The organism is Enterobacter cloacae complex sp. IR53030 (assembly GCF_049238365.1).
Taxonomy (GTDB): domain Bacteria; phylum Pseudomonadota; class Gammaproteobacteria; order Enterobacterales; family Enterobacteriaceae; genus Enterobacter; species Enterobacter kobei.
The window spans coordinates 14,476-34,490 of the sequence record NZ_JBMKHA010000004.1 but is presented as its reverse complement, the minus strand read 5'-3'; the positions used below and the strand labels follow the sequence as shown (position 1 = coordinate 34,490).

The 20,015-nt window shown below is 57.5% G+C and carries 19 protein-coding genes; 12 read left to right on the top strand and 7 right to left on the bottom strand.

Annotated elements, in window-relative coordinates; all coding sequences use genetic code 11:
* Nucleotides 1-18 precede the first annotated feature (18 nt).
* A complete protein-coding gene (gene tolC, locus ACOTXR_RS05405) occupies nucleotides 19-1,503 on the bottom strand; it encodes an outer membrane channel protein TolC (RefSeq protein WP_086527700.1) in 1,485 nt (494 codons plus the stop codon).
* 198 nt (nucleotides 1,504-1,701) lie between these two features.
* Here tolC and nudF point away from each other — a divergent pair, with 198 nt between their 5' ends.
* Genes nudF through parE form a run of 5 tightly spaced genes read left to right on the top strand, consistent with a single transcriptional unit; the run spans nucleotide 1,702 to nucleotide 6,110 of the window.
* Nucleotides 1,702-2,334, top strand: a complete 633-nt coding sequence (gene nudF / locus ACOTXR_RS05400) for an ADP-ribose diphosphatase (protein ID WP_008502974.1) — start codon at nucleotides 1,702-1,704, stop codon at nucleotides 2,332-2,334.
* On the top strand, nucleotides 2,331-2,753 hold the full coding sequence (locus tag ACOTXR_RS05395; protein ID WP_003862516.1) for a DUF1249 family protein: 423 nt from the start codon (nucleotides 2,331-2,333) through the stop codon (nucleotides 2,751-2,753). The genes nudF and ACOTXR_RS05395 overlap by 4 nt, the downstream gene beginning before the upstream one ends.
* A gap of 27 nt (nucleotides 2,754-2,780) precedes the next feature.
* Entirely contained in the window at nucleotides 2,781-3,608 is an 828-nt protein-coding gene (gene cpdA / locus ACOTXR_RS05390) for a 3',5'-cyclic-AMP phosphodiesterase (RefSeq protein ID WP_014885258.1), read from the top strand.
* On the top strand, nucleotides 3,608-4,189 hold the full coding sequence (yqiA, locus tag ACOTXR_RS05385; RefSeq protein ID WP_023331317.1) for an esterase YqiA: 582 nt from the start codon (nucleotides 3,608-3,610) through the stop codon (nucleotides 4,187-4,189). Before cpdA ends, yqiA begins: the two co-directional genes overlap by 1 nt.
* A 28-nt stretch (nucleotides 4,190-4,217) precedes the next feature.
* The gene (parE, locus tag ACOTXR_RS05380; protein WP_014885256.1) at nucleotides 4,218-6,110 is read left to right on the top strand and encodes a DNA topoisomerase IV subunit B; all 1,893 of its coding nucleotides are present in this window, start codon (nucleotides 4,218-4,220) and stop codon (nucleotides 6,108-6,110) included.
* A gap of 83 nt (nucleotides 6,111-6,193) precedes the next feature.
* Here parE and ACOTXR_RS05375 read toward each other — a convergent pair whose 3' ends face one another.
* Nucleotides 6,194-8,335: a TonB-dependent siderophore receptor gene (locus tag ACOTXR_RS05375; RefSeq protein WP_058690388.1), complete on the bottom strand. Its 2,142-nt coding sequence runs from the start codon at nucleotides 8,333-8,335 to the stop codon at nucleotides 6,194-6,196.
* A gap of 384 nt (nucleotides 8,336-8,719) precedes the next feature.
* On the opposite strand from ACOTXR_RS05375, the gene ACOTXR_RS05370 reads away from it, so the two are divergent.
* The 5 genes from ACOTXR_RS05370 to ACOTXR_RS05350 are packed head-to-tail and all read left to right on the top strand — an operon-like array spanning nucleotide 8,720 to nucleotide 13,381.
* Nucleotides 8,720-9,532: an ABC transporter ATP-binding protein gene (locus ACOTXR_RS05370; RefSeq protein ID WP_058690387.1), complete on the top strand. Its 813-nt coding sequence runs from the start codon at nucleotides 8,720-8,722 to the stop codon at nucleotides 9,530-9,532.
* Complete coding sequence (locus ACOTXR_RS05365) at nucleotides 9,529-10,512, top strand: FecCD family ABC transporter permease (RefSeq protein ID WP_014885253.1); 984 nt, start codon at nucleotides 9,529-9,531, stop codon at nucleotides 10,510-10,512. The genes ACOTXR_RS05370 and ACOTXR_RS05365 overlap by 4 nt, the downstream gene beginning before the upstream one ends.
* Nucleotides 10,509-11,549, top strand: a complete 1,041-nt coding sequence (locus tag ACOTXR_RS05360; protein ID WP_045134830.1) for a FecCD family ABC transporter permease — start codon at nucleotides 10,509-10,511, stop codon at nucleotides 11,547-11,549. Before ACOTXR_RS05365 ends, ACOTXR_RS05360 begins: the two co-directional genes overlap by 4 nt.
* 9 nt (nucleotides 11,550-11,558) lie before the next feature.
* Nucleotides 11,559-12,509 carry an iron-siderophore ABC transporter substrate-binding protein gene (locus ACOTXR_RS05355; protein ID WP_058690386.1) on the top strand — a complete coding sequence of 317 codons (951 nt, stop codon included), beginning with the start codon at nucleotides 11,559-11,561 and terminating at the stop codon, nucleotides 12,507-12,509.
* Nucleotides 12,506-13,381: a MurR/RpiR family transcriptional regulator gene (locus ACOTXR_RS05350; RefSeq protein ID WP_014885250.1), complete on the top strand. Its 876-nt coding sequence runs from the start codon at nucleotides 12,506-12,508 to the stop codon at nucleotides 13,379-13,381. The genes ACOTXR_RS05355 and ACOTXR_RS05350 overlap by 4 nt, the downstream gene beginning before the upstream one ends.
* Nucleotides 13,382-13,411: 30 nt before the next feature.
* Here the strand turns inward: ACOTXR_RS05350 and lysM are convergent, their stop codons facing one another.
* From lysM to qseB, 5 genes are all read right to left on the bottom strand, one after another.
* A complete protein-coding gene (gene lysM, locus ACOTXR_RS05345) occupies nucleotides 13,412-13,852 on the bottom strand; it encodes a peptidoglycan-binding protein LysM (RefSeq protein ID WP_014885249.1) in 441 nt (146 codons plus the stop codon).
* Between the two features lie 151 nt (nucleotides 13,853-14,003).
* The gene (locus ACOTXR_RS05340) at nucleotides 14,004-14,318 is read right to left on the bottom strand and encodes a putative quinol monooxygenase (protein WP_008502984.1); all 315 of its coding nucleotides are present in this window, start codon (nucleotides 14,316-14,318) and stop codon (nucleotides 14,004-14,006) included.
* 31 nt (nucleotides 14,319-14,349) lie between these two features.
* Nucleotides 14,350-14,931 carry an NAD(P)H-dependent oxidoreductase gene (locus ACOTXR_RS05335; protein ID WP_014885247.1) on the bottom strand — a complete coding sequence of 194 codons (582 nt, stop codon included), beginning with the start codon at nucleotides 14,929-14,931 and terminating at the stop codon, nucleotides 14,350-14,352.
* 105 nt (nucleotides 14,932-15,036) lie between these two features.
* Nucleotides 15,037-16,374 (bottom strand): quorum sensing histidine kinase QseC, encoded by a 1,338-nt coding sequence (gene qseC, locus ACOTXR_RS05330; protein WP_058690385.1) that lies wholly within the window; start codon nucleotides 16,372-16,374, stop codon nucleotides 15,037-15,039.
* Nucleotides 16,371-17,030 (bottom strand): quorum sensing response regulator transcription factor QseB, encoded by a 660-nt coding sequence (gene qseB, locus ACOTXR_RS05325; protein ID WP_222834711.1) that lies wholly within the window; start codon nucleotides 17,028-17,030, stop codon nucleotides 16,371-16,373. The genes qseC and qseB overlap by 4 nt, the downstream gene beginning before the upstream one ends.
* 139 nt (nucleotides 17,031-17,169) lie before the next feature.
* On the opposite strand from qseB, the gene ACOTXR_RS05320 reads away from it, so the two are divergent.
* On the top strand, nucleotides 17,170-17,571 hold the full coding sequence (locus ACOTXR_RS05320; protein ID WP_014885244.1) for a YgiW/YdeI family stress tolerance OB fold protein: 402 nt from the start codon (nucleotides 17,170-17,172) through the stop codon (nucleotides 17,569-17,571).
* 118 nt (nucleotides 17,572-17,689) lie between these two features.
* The gene (gene parC, locus ACOTXR_RS05315; RefSeq protein ID WP_058690384.1) at nucleotides 17,690-19,948 is read left to right on the top strand and encodes a DNA topoisomerase IV subunit A; all 2,259 of its coding nucleotides are present in this window, start codon (nucleotides 17,690-17,692) and stop codon (nucleotides 19,946-19,948) included.
* The last annotated feature ends 67 nt before the right edge of the window (nucleotides 19,949-20,015 follow it).

Sequence of the window (20,015 nt, the reverse complement as noted above, 5' to 3'; positions counted from 1 at the left end):
AGCGCCATCGGGCAATGCTTAATGACGGAACGGGTTAGAACCGCTGCTTGCGGGGGCCGTGCTACGCGCGGCGGCTGGCTGTGCCGCAGGGGTGCTACCGTTAGCGTTGAAGTTATCAACGGCGGCAACTTGATCCGGGTTCTCAGGCGCGACGCTTTCTGGCGAGGTTGAAACCGGTTTGCCCAACGTGCTGTTCAGCATCTGCAGATCCTGCTCGTTCAGCGTACCCAGAGCCTGTTTGATGTTCAGCTGGTTAATCAGGTACTGGTAACGTGCGCTGGAGAGCTGCTGTTTCGCGTTGTACAGCGTGGTGGTCGCGTCGAGCACGTCAACAATCGTACGTGTACCCACGGAGTAACCGGCTTCCATCGCGTCCAGGGAGCTCTGTGCAGACACCACGGCCTGTTTATAGGCGTTAATGCTGCTGATAGATGCGTTCACGTTGTTGAAGGAAGAGCGAACGGTCTGCACCACGTTGCGGTGCGCGCTTTCCAGCTGCTCGCTCGCGCCAACAAAGTTGTACTGCGCCTGTTTCACCTGCGAGTTAACCTGACCACCCTGGTACAGCGGCAGAGAGAAGCTCAGGCCCACTTTGTTCTGGCCCATATTGCTGTCGTCATACTGTGACGTATTGGTTTTAGAGCCGCTGTAGCTGGTATCAGAGACGCCGGTAGATGCGCTCAGGCTCAGGGTTGGCAGGTGGCCGTCCTGCGCCTGACGAATTTGCTCGCGGGCCAGATCCTGGCTCAGACGCGCCTGCAGCAAGCTCAGGTTGCGGTTTTCCGCCTCTTTCAGCAGCGCGTTAACCGCCTGCGGTTTATCCGTCTTAAAGCTGTCCACGTTCAGAGAGGCCAGCTCAGGATAGTAGTTGCCGGTGACCTGACGCAGCGCTTCGAGCGCGTTGTCGAGGTTATTACGCGCGGTCACTTCGTTAGCCAGCACGGTGTCGTACTGTGAACGGGCGTTTTGTACGTCGGTGATCGCCACCAGACCCACGTTGAAGCGCTGGGTGGTTTGATCCAACTGACGGTAAATCGCCTGTTTCTGCGCTTCAGTGTAGGAGAGCGCGTCGATGGCGCTCAGCACGTTGAAATACGCGGTGGCCGTGTTCAGGATCAGCGTCTGCTGATCGGTCTGATAGGTGACGTCCTGAATACCCGCGCTCTTTTCCTGCAGGGTCAGGGCACGCCATTTGGACATATCAAACAGCGTCTGTGTTAATTGCAGTGAGGCGCTGGTAGCATTGGAGTTAACGCCGTTAGCGTCGCGGAAACCGTTGCTGTAGGTATAATCTGCACCTAAACCTAACTGTGGCAGCAGTGGGCTACGCGCTTCGTTAATCTTTTCAAACGCAGCATCACGATCGGCCGCTGATTTACGTAAATCAGGGTTGCCCAGACGTGCCTGCTGGTAGACCTGTAACAGGTTTTCCGCCTGGCTCATTGCACTGAAGCCCGTCAGGCTCAGGCCGATAAGGATGGGGAGCAATTTCTTCATTTGCATTCCTTGTTGTGAAGCAGTATTAGCGCTGATCTAATTAAAAAATAATTGCCGATTCTAACAGAATCATCCACACCAAAAGGTTGGCGTTACGTGCCATCTGGCGGTAATTTGCACCAATCTACCATATAGCCTTACAAACGGCAGCCAAACAGCCTTGAAATTCACAATTTCATCACCATTGCTACCAGGACTCGACTCATGCAAAAACCAGAAAAGTTGCCCGTGACATTCGCCAAAAACGATGTAGAAATTATTGCACGAGAAACGCTTTATAGCGGTTTTTTTTCAATGGATCTTTACCGTTTCAGGCATCGCCTGTTTAACGGTGAAATGAGCGGCGAAATCAGACGCGAAATTTTTGAGCGCGGGCATGCGGCTGTCTTGCTACCCTTTGACCCAGTGCGTGATGAAGTTGTGCTGGTGGAGCAGATCCGCATCGCCGCGTATGACGTCAGTGAGAGCCCGTGGCTGCTGGAGATGGTGGCCGGGATGATCGAAGAGGGCGAGACGGTTGAAGACGTCGCCCGCCGCGAGGCGCTGGAAGAGGCCGGGCTGGTGGTTGGTCGTACAAAACCGGTGTTGAGTTATCTGGCGAGCCCGGGGGGCACCAGCGAGCGCTTGTCCATCATGGTGGGCGAAGTGGACGCCACGACGGCGGAAGGGATCCACGGTCTGGCTGATGAAAACGAAGATATTCGGGTTCATGTGGTGAGCCGGGAACAGGCTTATCAGTGGGTAGAAGAGGGGAAAATCGACAACGCAGCGTCTGTCATTGCCCTGCAATGGCTGCAACTGCATTATCAGACATTACGAAACGAGTGGAAAAAATGAAGCGCTATACACCTGACTTCCCAGAAATGATGCGCCTGTGCGAAACCAATTTCGCACAATTGCGCCGCCTGCTGCCGAGAAATGACGCACCCGGCGAAACGGTAAGCTATCAGGTGAGCAATGCGCAGTATCGGTTAACGATAACAGAATCAACGCGCTACACTACGCTGGTCGAAATTGAACAAACGGCGCCCAGCATTAGCTACTGGAGCCTGCCGTCAATGACGGTGCGCCTCTATCATGATGCGATGGTCGCTGAAGTGTGTTCGAGTCAGCAGATCTTTCGCTTCAAGGCGCGGTATGATTACCCGAATAAAAAGTTGCATCAACGCGACGAAAAGCATCAAATTAACCAGTTTTTAGCCGACTGGCTAAGATATTGTTTAGCACATGGAGCAATGGCGATTCCGGTTTGTTAGCGTCATAAACCTACCTAAGGACACCATTTGGAAAGCCTGTTGAACCTGACTGTTGCTGGTGGGGCGCCAGTCAGGATATTACAAATCACCGATACCCACCTTTTTGCCGAAAAGCATGAGACGCTGCTCGGGGTGAATACCTGGGAGAGCTATCAGGCAGTACTTAGCGCCATTCACGCTGAACATCGCGACTGCGATCTGATAGTTGCAACAGGCGATCTGGCGCAGGACCAATCCTCCGCGGCCTACCAGCATTTTGCTGAAGGCATCGCGAGCTTTAGCGTGCCTTGCGTCTGGCTGCCGGGAAACCACGATTTCCAGCCCGCGATGTACAGCTCGCTCCAGGACGCTGGGATTTCTCCGGCGAAGTGTGTTTTTGCGGGTGAAAAGTGGCAGATCCTGCTGCTGGACAGCCAGGTATTTGGCGTCCCGCACGGTGAGTTAAGCGAGTTTCAACTCGACTGGCTGGAGACCAAACTGGCTGCCGAACCTGAACGTCATACCCTGCTGTTGCTGCATCATCATCCGCTCCCGGCGGGCTGCAGCTGGCTCGATCAACACAGCCTGCGTAACTCCGCCGCGCTGGATCGCGTGCTGACGAAGTTCCCCCGCGTGAAACATCTGCTGTGCGGACACATTCATCAGGAACAGGATCTCGACTGGAACGGGCGCCGCATGCTGGCGACGCCGTCGACCTGCGTGCAATTTAAACCGCACTGTGCCAACTTTACGCTGGATACTATCGCGCCAGGCTGGCGCTGGCTGGAACTGCATGCCGACGGCACGCTGACCACGGAAGTCTGCCGTCTGGCAGGCGCGCAATTCCGACCAGATACCGCTTCAGAAGGCTATTGATGTCTACTCTCCTTTATCTGCACGGATTCAACAGCTCGCCGCGCTCCGCAAAAGCGACACAGTTTCGCCAGTGGCTGAGCGAGCATCACCCCCATGTTGAGATGATTATCCCGCAGCTGCCGCCTTATCCGGCGGAGGCGGCGGAAATGCTCGAATCCATCGTGCTTGAACACGGCGGTGAATCGTTTGGTGTGGTCGGCTCATCGCTGGGCGGGTACTACGCCACCTGGCTCTCGCAATGCTTTATGCTGCCGGCCGTTGTGGTGAATCCGGCGGTACGGCCATTTGAGCTGCTGAGGGACTTTCTTGGTGAAAACGAGAACCCCTACACCGGGCAGCAATATGTGCTAGAGTCACGCCATATTTACGATCTCAAAGTTATGCAGGTCGACCCGCTTGAAGCGCCGGATCTCATCTGGCTGCTGCAACAGACGGGTGATGAAGTGCTGGATTACCGCCAGGCAGTGGCGTATTACGCATCCTGCCGCCAGACTATAGAAGAAGGCGGAAACCATGCTTTCACGGGCTTTGAGAATCATTTCACCCAGATTGTCGATTTTCTTGGACTGCACAGCCACTGACAATCAATGCGAATTGCTAGTTTAAATCATGACGCAAACCTATAACGCTGATGCCATTGAGGTCCTCACCGGGCTTGAGCCGGTTCGCCGCCGCCCGGGGATGTACACCGATACAACGCGCCCAAACCACCTGGGCCAGGAAGTTATTGATAACAGTGTGGACGAAGCGCTGGCGGGCCATGCCAAACGCGTTGACGTCATCCTGCATGCCGATCAGTCGCTGGAAGTTATCGACGACGGGCGCGGCATGCCGGTGGACATCCACCCGGAAGAGGGCGTGCCTGCCGTTGAGCTGATCCTGTGTCGTCTGCACGCGGGCGGTAAGTTCTCCAACAAAAACTACCAGTTCTCCGGCGGTTTGCACGGCGTGGGGATCTCCGTGGTTAACGCCCTGTCCAAACGGGTGGAAGTGAACGTCCGTCGCGACGGTCAGGTCTATAACATCGCGTTTGAAAACGGCGAAAAGGTGCAGGACCTGCAGGTTGTCGGCACGTGCGGCAAACGCAACACCGGTACCAGCGTCCACTTCTGGCCAGACGAAAGCTTCTTCGACAGCCCGCGTTTTTCCGTTTCTCGCCTGACGCACCTGCTGAAAGCGAAAGCGGTGCTGTGTCCCGGCGTAGAAATCACCTTTACCGATCACGTCAACAACACCGAGCAGACCTGGTGCTACGCCGATGGTCTTAATGACTATCTGTGCGAAGCGGTAAACGGCCTGCCGACGCTGCCGGAAAAACCGTTCGTCGGTAACTTTAGCGGTGACACTGAAGCGGTGGACTGGGCGCTGCTGTGGCTGCCGGAAGGCGGCGAGCTGCTGACGGAAAGCTACGTCAACCTGATTCCCACCATGCTTGGCGGTACGCACGTCAACGGCCTGCGTCAGGGCCTGCTGGATGCGATGCGCGAGTTCTGCGAATACCGCAACATTCTGCCGCGCGGCGTGAAGCTGTCGGCGGAAGATATCTGGGATCGCTGCGCCTACGTGCTCTCCGTGAAGATGCAGGATCCGCAGTTTGCCGGCCAGACCAAAGAGCGTCTGTCGTCACGTCAGTGTGCGGCGTTCGTCTCCGGCGTGGTGAAAGATGCCTTTACCCTTTGGCTGAACCAGAACGTTCAGGCGGCAGAGATGCTGGCTGAAATGGCGATTTCCAGCGCCCAGCGCCGTCTGCGTGCGGCGAAGAAAGTGGTACGTAAAAAGCTGACCAGCGGCCCTGCGCTGCCGGGCAAGCTGGCGGACTGTACCGCACAGGACCTCAACCGTACCGAGCTGTTCCTCGTGGAAGGGGACTCGGCGGGCGGGTCGGCCAAGCAGGCGCGCGATCGTGAATATCAGGCGATCATGCCGCTTAAGGGTAAGATCCTGAACACCTGGGAAGTCTCTTCAGATGAAGTGCTGGCTTCGCAGGAAGTGCATGATATTTCCGTAGCGATCGGTATCGATCCTGACAGCGACGATCTGAGCCAGCTGCGTTACGGCAAGATCTGTATCCTCGCGGATGCGGACTCCGATGGTCTGCACATTGCCACGCTGCTGTGCGCGCTGTTCGTGAAGCACTTCCGCACGCTGGTGAAAAACGGTCACGTCCACGTGGCGCTGCCGCCGCTGTACCGTATCGACCTCGGCAAAGAGGTTTATTACGCGCTGACGGAAGAAGAGAAGGCGGGCGTGCTGGAACAGCTGAAGCGTAAGAAGGGCAAACCTAACGTCCAGCGCTTTAAAGGGCTGGGTGAGATGAACCCGATGCAGCTGCGTGAAACGACGCTGGATCCGAATACGCGCCGTCTGGTGCAGCTGACCATCAGCGACGAAGACGAACAGCAAACGAATGCCATGATGGATATGCTCCTTGCCAAGAAACGTTCGGAAGACCGACGTAACTGGCTGCAGGAGAAGGGTGATATGGCGGATATTGAGGCCTGATGCCCTCACCCTAACCCTCTCCCACAGGGAGAGGGAATGGATCGTAGGCCCGGTAAGCGTGAGCGCTACCGGGCTTTTTTACATCAAAACTCCATCTTCACCGTAAACTGCACTTCACGCGGATCGCCGATTTGGTTGCCCAGATTATTGGTCGCGATAGATGACGTGTAGTAGGTCTTATCAAACAGGTTCTTCACGTTGACCTGCAGCGTCACCGGATACTGCAGCTTCATCTTGTACGCCGCAAACGCATCCGCCACGAAATAGCCCGGCAGATAACAATCCGCACCGTTGGTCGCTGAGCGACGGCTCACGCCATGCCCGCCGCCGCCGAGGGTCAGCGTATTCCCGGCAAACGCATTATGAATATCGTAGGTCAGGAACAGAGAACCGGTATGGCGCGGCACGTTTGGCAGCGGTTTACCCGCATAGTCCGGGTCTTCCAGCACTTTCGCGTCGGTATAGCCGTAGCTGGCGATAATGTTGGTGTTCTCCGTCAGCGACCCGGCGAGATCCACCTCTACGCCCTGAGAACGCACGCGGCCCGCGGTTTTGGCGATGGTTTCGCCCCCGATGCTTTCGGTATACAGCACGTTGCGTTTGTGAATATCAAACAGCGCGATGTTGGCAGTAACCCCGTCGAACAGGTCGAACTTTGCGCCCACTTCGTAGGCATTCGACGTTTCCGGCGGCAGGTCGCCAATATAGCTCGCAATGGACGACTGCGGCATAAACGTCTGGGAGTAGTTAGCAAACAGCGAAACGGACGGCGTGAGTTTGTAAACCAGCCCCAGCTTTGGCGTCCACTGTTCGTCGCGACTGTCGGTGTTAACGTTGAAAGGACGGCCTTTACCGGCGTACTGGGTGTAATACTGATAGCGCATCCCGGCGACGGCGATCCATTTATCGGTCAGGTACAGGGCATCCTGCGCGTAGGCAGAGTAACTCTCCTGCTTCAGCGTCTGGTCGCTGTCAGCGGCGGAGACGGTTGTACACTTGTCGAGTTTGCCGTAAACCGGATGGTAAATATTGAAACCTTTGACGTTCTTACAGCGCATCATGTCCGTACGCAGCAGATCGTAATTTTCATACGACACGCCGGTCAGGATCTCATTGTAAAAGCCCGCGATATCCACGTTGCCCTGCAAATCCGCGCGGGTGCTGTGCATGCGCTGGGTTGAGCCCTGGGTCGCATCCACGCGACGGGTTAGGTTACCGGTTTTGGCATCGTAGGCCATTACGCGGGCCTGGTTATCGCTGTATTTATCCTGGCTGTAGCTGTAGTCGAACTTCGCGGTCCACTGGCTATTAAGGTGGTATTCCGCGTTAAGCTGAGCGAGATCGGACTGCCCGTCAGTGATGTTAAACGGCTCGTCAAAACGGGTATTGCGATCGACGTTCACCGGCTGTTTGGTGTTGAGGTCGAAGATCGTGCCGCGATCGAACGGCGTTTTATAGTCGCGGTGGGAATAGAGCACGGTCACCGTGGCATCATCGCCAAACCAGGTCAAGGAGGGGGCGATAAAGGTGCTGCGTTCGTTACCGAAATTGCGCCAGTAGTCCTCGTCCTGGTACTCCCCCGTCAGGCGGTACGCCAGACGGGTCCCGTCAATCGGGCCGGTCACGTCAACCTGTCCGGTGCCGCCGCCAAAGCTGGAGGAGGTGGCAGAAATTGCGCCGCCGAAGGTTTTCTCCGGGCGTTTAGTGACGACATTAATCAGGCCGCCCGGATCGAGAATGCCATAAAGCGTTGAGGCCGGGCCTTTCAGCACCTCCACGCGTTCGGTAGCGGCGTTGAAGCTACGCGGCAGGACGGTACGCAGACCGTTGGTCATGATCGAGCCGTCGCGGTTCGCGCCAAATCCACGGCGTACAAAGGCATCCTGCGTACCGCCCAGGGTGTTGGTCTGAACCACGTTGCTGACGTTATACAGCGCTTCATCGAGCGTGGTAGCGTGCTGATCCGCAAGCACTTTATCGCTGACGGTATTCACCACCTGCGGGATATCCAGCATGGGCATGGTGGTCAGCGTCGCGGTGGAGGTGTTCAGCGGCTGGTAGCCGTTGGTGGCCTCCGCCACGGCAGTGGGATCGGCGATAACGGTAAGCGTTTCGCCGTCTTTAGCCGTATTAGCGTCTGCGGCCTGTACCAGCGGTGCGATAAACAGCAGAGAAAAGAGCGCGCGCCCTTTTACCCCAGAGAGTGAAGGTGTGAACGTAGCCATTACATCTGTTATCCCGAAATATCCGTGAATCACCTTCACGGAAGAATGTGTGAGTCATTGCCCTTAATGGTCTGCTCGTTAGCCAGAACCGGCATCGAACATGTAATTGAGAATCATTCAATCATGCAGGCATGTAGTAGTAAATGAAAAAAGATAAAAATTGGCTACACAGGCGAAACGTGACGAAAATACAAAAGGTTAACCATTTAATTGATTGAAAAATAGATACTTATTTGTGTTTTGTATCGCGTATCAATGCCCCGTTACCCCTGGTTTTTCAAGGGTATTTCTTCACTTGACTACTACATGACGCGGCGGCAAACTCTCAAAAGAGAATGATTTTTATTTATATTTATTGCTGTTTTTCATTACGTTGGCATTCACGTGGCTCACAACACCCAAAAATCGGGACTGGTTCTGGAGAATCTTTCTGCCGGTTACCAGAAAAAAATCATCGTTGATGATATCTCCCTTGCGATCCCGCAGCAGAAAATAACCGTTCTGGTGGGCGCGAACGGCTGCGGAAAATCGACGCTGCTGAGTACGATTGCGCGCTTACTCCAGCCGCTGGGCGGCGCGGCCGTTCTCGACGGCAAGGCAATCCACGCGCAGCCGACGAAAGCGGTCGCCCGCCAGCTTGGCATCCTGCCGCAGTCGCCGCTACTGCCGGAAGGGTTAACCGTTTTCGAGCTGGTCTCGCGCGGGCGTTTTCCGTGGCAGAATTTTATGCGCCAGTGGAGCGACGAAGACGAGCGGGCGGTGGAAGAGGCGCTGCGCCTGACCGGCACGGCGGAGTTTGCCCATATGCCCGTCGAAAGCCTGTCCGGCGGCCAGCGTCAGCGCTGCTGGATCGCCATGGCGCTGGCGCAGCAGACGCCGTATATCCTGCTGGATGAACCGACCACCTTCCTCGATCTCCGCTACCAGGTTGAAATCCTCGAACTGCTGCATACGCTGACCCGCGCGAATGGACGTACCGTGGTAGTGGTGCTGCACGACCTTAACTTCGCCGTGAATTATGGTGATTCACTGGTCTTTTTACGCCAGGGAAAAGTGGAGGGCGTATTACATGAGGGCGACGTCTGCACGCCGGAGCTGATTAAAGCGGTGTTTGATGTCGACGTGCATATGTCCATCAATCCGCTGACCGGCAAACCGTTCTTTATGCCGTTCCGCCAGGTCACGGAACAGCCATGATGCGCACCTCTCTGGCTTTCCTGCTTTTCACCTTGCTGCTGGCGATGGGCGCGATTGCGCATCTGGGTATCGGTGCGCGTTTTATCGCCCCGAAGACGGTGGTGGAGGCCTTCTTCCATTTCGACCCGCGTAATTTCGACCATAACATCATTATCAAACTGCGGCTGCTGCGTCTCTGCGGCGCGATGGTGACAGGTGCTGCCCTCGGCGTCGCGGGCGTGCTGCTGCAATCCGTGATCCGCAACCCGCTTGGCGAACCGCATATTCTGGGGCTCAATGCCGGGGCGGCACTGGCGGTGGTACTGACGAGCGCGCTTGGGCTAACGCTGCCGTTTGGACGCCCGCTGATTGCCGCCGCTGGCGCCGCTGCGCTGTTTCTGCTGGTGCTGATGTTCTCCTCGTCCGGCCGCGCCGGACTCACGCCGATGAAGGTGACCCTGTGCGGCGTGGCGATGTCGGCGTTTGCCGCGTCGATTACCGCCACGGTGCTCATACTGGATGAACAGACGCTGCTCGCCATGCGGACCTGGCTGGCGGGAGATTTAGCAGGGCTTAGCGGTGAAACGATCGCCGCTGCCCTGTGGGTGGCGGCCATGGGGTTTGTGCTGGCGCTCGGGTTATCGCCCTCGCTCAATATGCTGGCGATGGGCGACAGGATGGCGCAGGGGCTGGGCGTGTCGCTGCTGAAAACCCGCCTGCTCGCTCTGCTTTCTATCGCGCTGCTCTGCGGGGCGGCGGTCTCCCTCGCCGGGCCGATTGGCTTTATCGGCCTTGTGGTGCCGCAGCTCATTCGCCGTGTGGTGTCGGTCGATCTGCGCGTGATGGTGCCGCTCTCTGCCTTGTGCGGGGCACTGGTTCTGCTGCTGGCGGACATTGCTGCCCGCACGCTGTTTACGCCCTGGGAGCTGGCAACCGGCATCATGACTGCCCTGGTCGGCGCGCCCGTCTTTATCTTCATGGCTGCAAGGATGTTCAAATGAACCGGGCTGGATTGCGTGCGTTACGCGTGGGGGCTTTCTCGGCGCTGGTTCGTCCAAAAGCGCTGGTGTGCCTGGCCGTCCTGACGCTGGCGGCCTGCTTGCTAACCGCTTTTGGCCTGACGCACGGCTCGCTTCCCGTCCCCGCATCCGCCATTGGGCGGGCGCTGTTTTATCCCGAAAGCCTGACCCCAGAGACGCACTACATCGTGATGGATATCCGTCTGCCGCGCCTGCTGATGGCGGTACTGTGCGGCGCGATGCTCGGCATGGCTGGCGCGGCAATGCAGTCCATTACCCGCAATGGCCTGGCGGACCCGGGGCTTATCGGCGTGAAAGAGGGTTGTAGCGCGGCGGTACTGCTGCTGATTTTTCAGTTTCCGGCGCTGGGACTGGGATGGCGGCCGCTGGTCGGCATAGCCGGAGGCCTACTCACTGCGCTGCTGGTGGTGGCCCTGGCGCGTGATATTTCGCGTCCACGATTCATTCTGATCGGCATCGGCGTTTCATGGGCCTTCGCCGCGGCAATGGGCGTCTTTATGACCACGGCGGACGTGCGCGACGTGCAGACGGCGATGCTATGGCTGGCGGGAAGCCTGCACGCGGCAAACTGGACGCTGGTCAGCATTGCGGCGGCCTGGTCGCTTCCGGCATTTGCGCTGCTGTTATTAACCGCCCGCGCTGCCGACGTGGCGCTGCTCGGCAACCACGCGGCGGCGGGGCTGGGGGTGCGCACGAACCGACTGGCGCTGCTGCGCGTTCTCGCCCCGGTGGTGCTGACGGCGGCCTGCGTCTCCTGCGTGGGCAGTATTGGTTTTGTCGGGCTCATTGCGCCACATATGGCGCGCCTGCTGCTGCGCGGCGGGCAAACCGCGCTCCTGACGGGAAGCGCCGTGCTGGGGGCGCTGCTGGTGCTGCTGGCGGATAACGTCGGGCGGCTGGCATTCCTCCCGCTGCAGCTGCCTGCGGGCATTGTGATTTCACTGATTGGCGGACCCTTTTTCCTGCTGCTGCTCTGGCAGCGTCGGGACAGATTTTAGGAGACTATGATGCGCGTACTGTTTGCGATGCTGTTGCTGGTAGGCTTTGCGGTGGGTGCGGCCGAGCCGACCCAGACGTTTACGGACGATCTGAACCGGAAAGTGGTGGTACCGGTACATCCGAAACGGATCGTCTCGTTACACGATCTGGATATCACCATTCCACTGATTGAGCTTGGCGTACCGCCCGTGGCGAGCCATGGCCGCACGCGACCGGACGGTAGCCACTTTCTGCGGTCCAGCGGCATGTTGACCGGCGTCGACTTCGATAATTCCGACATCAAGTTTATCGGCACTGCCGATATCGACATTGAGGCCATCGCCGCGGCAAAACCGGACCTGATCATTACCGAACCGACCCGCAACACGCCGTTAGAGCAGCTGGAAAAGATAGCCCCGACGGTGAGTATCGATCATCTCGACGGCGGCGCGCCGGAGATCTACCGCAAACTGGCGCAGCTGACGGGCACGCAGGCGCGGCTCAAGGTTCTTGAACGCCGCTATCAGGAACAAATCAAGGCGCTGAAGGCGACTATCGACACACGCAAAATCACCGTGTCGGTGATTCAGGCTAATCAGGGGAAAATCAACGCCATGCACAGCTACCATTCGCTGGGGCGCGTCCTGCGTGATGCCGGGTTTACCTTCCCGCCGCTGATTGAGTCCATCCCGGAGGGCGGACGGATTGACGTCAGTGCTGAACGGCTGCCGGAGCTGGATGCTGATTTCGTTTTCGCTACCTGGCGCGGGGATACAGGCGGCAAACCGCAGGATGAGCTGGCAGCAATGGATGCGGTCATGCCCGGCTGGTGTCAGTTCCTGAATGCCTGCCGAACCGGCCACTATGTACTGATCTCGCGCGAAGAGGCCATCTCGAACTCGTTCGCCTCGTTAGGGCTCATGGCCGCGCAGGTGCAGTCGCAGATTGCCGGACGTCCTTTGCCGGAGGCGTCACGATGAGCCGAAAAGTCGATGTTTTCGGCGACCGCCTCCGCTCGCGGGCGCACCAGCTTACGCCGCGGCTGCTGCTGGTGGCGCGCTATATCAATGAAAATCGTGAAGCGGTGATGGAACAGACGGCGATGGAGATCGCGACGCTGCTTAAAACGTCGGATGCTACCGTCGTCCGCGCCATCCAGGCACTCGGTTTTGGTGGATTGCGCGATCTCAAGCAGACGCTGGAGCAGTGGTTTGGTCCGGTGGTGACCTCCAGCGAAAAGATCTCCACCACGGTGAATACGCTTACCAGCGACGTCAATGCGAGCATTGATTTCGTGCTGGAGGGGCACCAGCATACCTGTAACGTCTTGTCTGAACCCCACAACCGCCTCGCAATGGCGCAGGCGGTCTCACTGCTGGCTCAGGCGAGGCAGGTTGCCCTATTTGGTATTGGCGCGTCCGGGATTCTGGCCGAATACACTGCCAGATTGTTCAGCCGGATGGGACTCCCCGCCATGCCGCTCAACCGTACCGGGATAGGGCTTGCGGAACAGTTGATTGGGCTCCAGCGCGGCGATGTGCTGATCATGATGGCGCAAAAATCTGCGCATCGGGAAGGACAAACCACGCTGCGCGAGGCGAAACGCCTGGGGATCCCCACCGTTTTGCTGACCAATGCCACCGACTCACAATTCAGTAAAGAGGCCAGCGTGGTTATCCACGTCCCGCGTGGCGGAGAGAAGGGTAAAATCCCGCTTCATGGCACGGTGCTGCTGTGTCTGGAGATGATTGTTTTATCCGTTGCCTCCACCGAGCCGCAGCGCACCATTAAGTCGATGAAGCGTATCAATGAGTTGCATCGTGGGTTAAAGCCGGGGAAGAAAAGCGGTTAAAAACAGTCGGGGGTAACCCCGACTCGTTGATCACGCTTTAGGAATACGCAGCGTCTGGCCCGGGTAGATTTTATCCGGGCTGGAGAGCATAGGGCGATTGGCCTCGAAAATCTTGTTGTACTGGTTGGCATCGCCGTACACGGTTTTGGAGATGGCGCTCAGGGTATCGCCGGATTTTACCGTGTAGTAGGTGGCTTCATCTTTGGCATCGGTCGCGGTGATATTGTTCTCCACTTCGCTGACGCCCGCGATGTTCCCGACGGCGACCTGGATTTTCTCTTTCTGCTCCTGGGTCAGCCCGTCGCCCGTTACGCTGGCCTTGCCGTCGGTAACGTTAACCTGGACTTTGTCTGAACCGGGAATGTTGAGTTTCTTGAGGTGCTCGGTGATTTTGTCGCCCTGGCCTTTATGATCGGTCAGGTTATCCCACAGCTTTTCGCCTGCTTCTTTTACGAAGTTAAAAAGACCCATTCCATCCTCCTGTTAATCATGAAGTCAGAATAAGCATAGCAGTTGAGGTTTAAGGTGCTAAAAAAGCCCGGTGGCGCTAACGCTTACCGGGCCTACGGTTCAGGTTTTGTAGGCCGGGTAAACGCAGTGCCACCCGGCAAATTCCACGAACTTAAACCCCTTGCTCCAGAATACGGATGTGGGTCTCCAGCACGTCACCTTTCACCGCATCGCTCCACGCTTTCATATGTGCGGTCTGCAAATGCGCTTCAAGATGGGCGACGGTTTCCCACTGCTCAACCATGATAATGGAGTCTGGCGCGGTGGCCTGGAAGCTTGCGTCGGTAGCGGCGTCCACCATCGGCGCGTAGCCGTGGCAGCCTTCTTCTTTCAGTACGGTTGGGATAATTTTCGCGAACTGATCCAGCACCGCCTGACGGTGATGTTGACCTGGACGAGTACGGATTTCTGCGATTACTGTAAGCATGGTTACTACTCCTTTAATTCCAGGCTACCAGTTAAGCAAAAATTTTCGCGAGATGCTTGCGATATTCTGCGATATAGCTCGGGACGTCCGGCATTTTAATCACGTCGTTGACGATAAAGGTCGGCAGCGGATCCATCCCCAGGAACTGGTTCGCCTTGTGGAACGGCAGATACGCACCGTCGACACCCACGCCTTCAAAGAACTGATCTTTTTCGGTGAAGGCTTCCAGAGGAGCGTTCCAGGTCAGGGAAAGCATATATTTTTTGCCCTGAATCAGACCGCCGGAACCGTATTTTTTCGACGCGTCTGAACGGGTGCGGCCGTCGCTGGCATACAGTGAACCGTGACCTTCGGTGAAGACGTCGTCCATGTACTTTTTCACCGTCCACGGTGCGCCCATCCACCAGCCCGGCATCTGCCAAATCACCACGTCGGCCCACAGGAAGTTCTGCACTTCCGCCTTCACGTCATACTCGCTGTCCGCACGCACGACCTTAACATCATGCCCGGCGTCGCGCAGGAAACCATCCGCGACCTCGGTCAGGGTGTCATTCAGTTGGCCTTTAGAGTGCGCAAATTCTTTTGCGCCGTTGATAATCAAAATGTTGCTCATTATTTGTCCTCGTGACTGAGAGTATGCCGGGTATTCTACGCGCGAGGACGGAGCGGAAAAATGAGCAAAATGTGCAAAGTCTTTTGCGTTAAATGCAATAATCTTTTACCAGCTGACGTTCACTTCGAAGCCGCCTTCAGGGGCGTTGCCCAGCGCGACGTGCATTCCGTGCAGGGCGGCGATGCGTTTCACAATGGATAACCCCAGCCCGCTTCCGGTGGCATCCTGACCTGGCGGACGGTAAAAGCGCTCGCCGAGACGCGCCAGCGCATCGGGGGAAATACCCGGGCCGTTGTCGCGCACGGTAAAGCGACGCGCATCCAGCGTCACATCCACCACGCTGCCGCGCGGACTGTAACGGGTGGCGTTATCCAGCAGGTTACGTACCAGCAGGCTCAGGAGCAGTTGCTGACCCGTGCGCGTCACCTCTGGCGCGTTAATGTTCAGACGAATATCAATGCCCGCCTGCTGCGCCGGAGGGTAGATATCCATTACCGCGGACTGCAGCAAATCGGCCATCGCTATCTGTTCTACACCGTCCAGGCTGTCCAGCGAGTCCAGACGCGACAGCGTGAGGAGCTGATCCACCAGGCGGGACGCGCGATCGATGCCCGCGTGCAGCTGCGTCAGCGCTTTTTCCTGCGCCTGCGGATCGTCCTGAGAGAGCTGCGCCACGTCGGTTTGCACCTTCAGCGCCGCCAGCGGGCTGCGTAATTCATGGGCGGCATCGGAGGTAAAACGGCGCTCGCGGGTCATCATCTCCTGGGTACGCGCAAAGAGATGATTCAGTGAGTCGAGCAGGGGGCGCACTTCCGCCGGTACGCCCTGGGTGGGCAGGGCATCGGTGGCATCCGGCGAGCGCGCGCGCAGGGTCTGTGCCAGATTTTTCAGCGGTTTCAGTTCCCGACTCAGCAGGACAATAAGCAACAGCAGCATTACCGGCAGCGCCACCAGCCAAGGCGTCAGCTGTGAGCTGACGACGTCGAGCGCCATATCCTGCCGGTACTCCCACTCCTGACCGACCACCACGCGGTATTTCCCGTCTGGCGAGGTCAGCCATAAAAAGCGCCATTCGTCGTTATCGTCCTGAAGCCGTCCGTCGTCAAAGCCGTCACGGCGATAGTGATACGGGATATCGCGGCCGTTTTCGCCGTCGTTCAGGATCATCGTGCCGTCTGAAGCGTAAATCGCAAAGGCCAGCGCGTCGTCGTCAAGATGCCCGTGTTTGGCTTTTTTCGGCACCTCTCGCATGCGCGCCGGCGCATGAAGCTCGTCCAGATCCATCGTCAGCAGCCGTTTGGCAAACAGCATCTGCTGCGTATCGAACAGCTTATCCAGCTTGTGGGTGGTCTGCTGCCAGGCCACCAGGCTGGCGGCGAACCATGCCGTCAGAGAGAGGACTAAAAACAGCAGCGTCAGGCGCAGCTTCAGGCTCAATTTCATGCGTCACCCAGGGTATAACCGATGCCGTGTACGGTGCGGATAAAGTCGCTTCCGAGCTTGCGGCGTAAATGATGAACATGGACTTCGACGGCGTTGCTGGAGACGTCATCGTCCCAGGTATAGAGTTTTTCCTCGATCAGCTTGCGCGGCAGTACCCGGCCTGCGTTACGCATTAACAGCTCCAGCAGCGCGAACTCTTTAGGCTTAAGCGTTAACGTTTCGCCATCCAGCGTGGCGATAAGGCTCGCTGGATCGAGCGTGACCTTGCCGTGGCGCAGTTCGCTGCGCGTCTGGCCGTGGCTGCGGCGCACCAGCGCTTCAAGGCGGGCAGCCACTTCGATCAGGGCAAAAGGCTTACAGAGATAATCGTCCGCCCCGAGGCGCAGCCCTTCAACACGCTGGTTCAGCGCATCCCGCGCCGTCAGGATCAGTACCGGCTCGCTGTGTCCGCCTTCACACCAGGCGCGCAGAATGTCCAGACCGTCAATTTCCGGCAGCGTCAGGTCCAGCACCACGGCATCATAGGGCGCGGAAGCGAGCGCGGCCTGCCCGGTTTTCCCCTCGGTAAACCAGTCCACACTAAAGCCCAGTTTGCTTAAGCCCGCTTTGATGCCATCGCCGATGAGCTTGTCATCTTCTACCAGTAAAATGCGCATGTTCCCTCCTTGATGCCGCCAGTAAACCCTCTCTAAGCGGCTGGTGTACAGTAAAAATAAATAAATTTTCCCCTTAAGAAGTTGTTAAGGATTACCCTGTTTAATGGACTGCGAAACGACATTAAAGGGAGAGATTACGATGAAAAAATTCGCTGCAATTGCTGCCATCATGATGATGACCACCGCGCCGGTCTTTGCTGCTCAGGGCGGTTTTAGTGGCCCATCCGCCACGCCGGCCCAGACGCAAACTCAGCAGGGCGGTTTTGTCGATAACAACGCCAACCTCACCACCGCGGCTAAAGTGAAAGATCTGAAGGACGATGCCTGGGTGAAGCTGCGCGGGAACATTACCGAGCGCCTGTCCGATGACCGCTACACCTTCCGCGATGAGTCCGGTACCGTGGTGGTCGAAATTGACCACAAGCGCTGGAACGGCGTGACCGTGACCCCGCAGGATAAAGTGGAGCTGCAGGGTAAAGTCGATAAAGACTGGAACGAGTTTGAAATCGATGTGAAGCAGGTTATCAAGCTGAACAAATAACCCGAAAAGGGCCGCTCACCCGGCCCTTTTTCTTTGTGACTCAACTCGTCAGATAGGGTAGTATCTGCGGCAATATTGCCTGAAACCCATCGGTTTCTGAGTTGAGGAATCACACGTAATGAGCGATATGGCAGAGCGCCTCGCGCTACATGAATTCACGGAAAACGCCTACCTGAACTACTCCATGTACGTCATCATGGACAGGGCGTTGCCGTTTATCGGGGATGGCCTGAAGCCGGTTCAGCGCCGCATCGTCTATGCGATGTCCGAACTGGGGCTGAACGCCACCGCCAAGTTCAAGAAATCCGCCCGTACCGTCGGTGACGTGCTGGGTAAATACCATCCGCACGGCGACAGCGCCTGTTATGAAGCGATGGTCCTGATGGCGCAGCCGTTCTCTTACCGCTATCCGCTGGTGGATGGTCAGGGGAACTGGGGGGCACCGGACGATCCGAAATCCTTCGCGGCGATGCGTTATACCGAATCTCGTCTCTCTAAATATGCCGATGTGCTGCTGGGCGAGCTGGGTCAGGGAACCGTTGACTGGGTGCCAAACTTCGACGGTACGATGCAGGAGCCGAAGATGCTGCCTGCGCGTCTGCCAAACATCCTGCTGAACGGTACCACCGGTATTGCGGTCGGTATGGCGACAGATATTCCGCCCCACAACCTGCGTGAAGTGGCGAAAGCCGCCATCACCCTGATTGAGCAGCCTAAAACGTCGCTCGACGAGCTGCTGGATATCGTTCAGGGGCCGGATTATCCGACTGAAGCGGAAATCATCACCTCGCGTGCGGAAATCCGCAAAATCTACCAGAACGGTCGCGGCTCCGTGCGCATGCGCGCGGTGTGGAATAAAGAAGACGGCGCTGTGGTGATCACCGCACTGCCGCACCAGGTTTCCGGCGCGAAAGTGCTGGAGCAGATCGCCTCCCAGATGCGCAATAAAAAGCTGCCGATGGTGGACGACCTGCGCGACGAATCTGACCACGAGAACCCGACCCGTCTGGTGATCGTGCCGCGCTCCAACCGCGTGGACATGGAGCAGGTGATGAACCACCTGTTTGCCACCACCGATCTGGAAAAAAGCTACCGCATCAACCTGAACATGATCGGCCTTGACGGACGCCCGGCGGTGAAAAACCTGCTGGAGATCCTCTCCGAATGGCTAACGTTCCGTCGCGATACGGTCCGCCGTCGTCTTAACCATCGTCTGGAGAAAGTGCTGAAGCGCCTGCATATCCTCGAAGGTTTGCTGGTGGCGTTCCTCAATATCGACGAAGTCATTGAGATCATCCGTACCGAGGACGAGCCGAAGCCGGCCCTGATGTCGCGCTTTGGCATCAGCGAGACGCAGGCGGAAGCGATCCTCGAACTGAAACTGCGCCATCTCGCCAAACTGGAAGAGATGAAGATCCGCGGTGAACAGAACGAGCTGGAAAAAGAGCGCGATCAGCTGCAGGCGATCCTCGCGTCCGAGCGCAAGATGAATAACCTGCTGAAGAAAGAGCTGCAGTCGGATGCTGATGCTTTCGGCGACGATCGTCGTTCTCCGCTGCACGAGCGCGAAGAAGCGAAGGCGATGAACGAGCATGACATGCAGCCTTCCGAGCCGGTGACCATTGTGCTGTCGCAAAGCGGCTGGGTGCGCAGCGCCAAAGGCCATGATATCGACGCGCCGGGTCTCAGCTACAAAGCCGGAGACAGCTTTAAAGCGGCGGTGAAAGGCAAGAGTAACCAGCCGGTGGCGTTTATCGACTCCACTGGTCGCAGCTACGCCATCGACCCTATCACGCTGCCTTCCGCGCGCGGCCAGGGCGAACCGCTTACCGGTAAGCTGACGCTGCCGCCGGGGGCGACGGTTGATCATATGCTGATGGAGGCCGATGACCAGAAGCTGCTGATGGCGTCTGACGCGGGTTATGGCTTTATCTGTACCTTTAACGATCTTGTGTCGCGTAACCGTGCCGGTAAAGCGCTGATTAGCCTGCCGGACAACGCTCGCGTGATGACGCCGCTGGTGATCGAGAACGAAAGCGATATGCTGCTGGCGATCACCTCCGCCGGACGCATGCTGATGTTCCCGGTCAGCGACCTGCCGGAGCTGTCGAAAGGGAAGGGCAACAAGATCATCAACATCCCGTCGGCGGAAGCCGCGAAAGGTGAAGATGGTCTGGCGCACCTCTTCCTGCTGCCGCCGCAGAGCACGCTGACCATTCATGTTGGCAAGCGTAAGATCAAACTGCGCCCGGAAGAGCTGCAGAAAGTGGTGGGCGAACGCGGTCGTCGCGGTTCGCTGATGCGCGGCCTGCAGCGTATCGACCGTGTGGAGATAGATTCACCGGCGCGCAGCAGCGCGGGTGACAGCGAAGAGTAGTCTCGTGATATCCCCCTCCGTCCGGAGGGGGAAGTTCAATAAAATTTCCCGTAAAATCGTTGTTAAT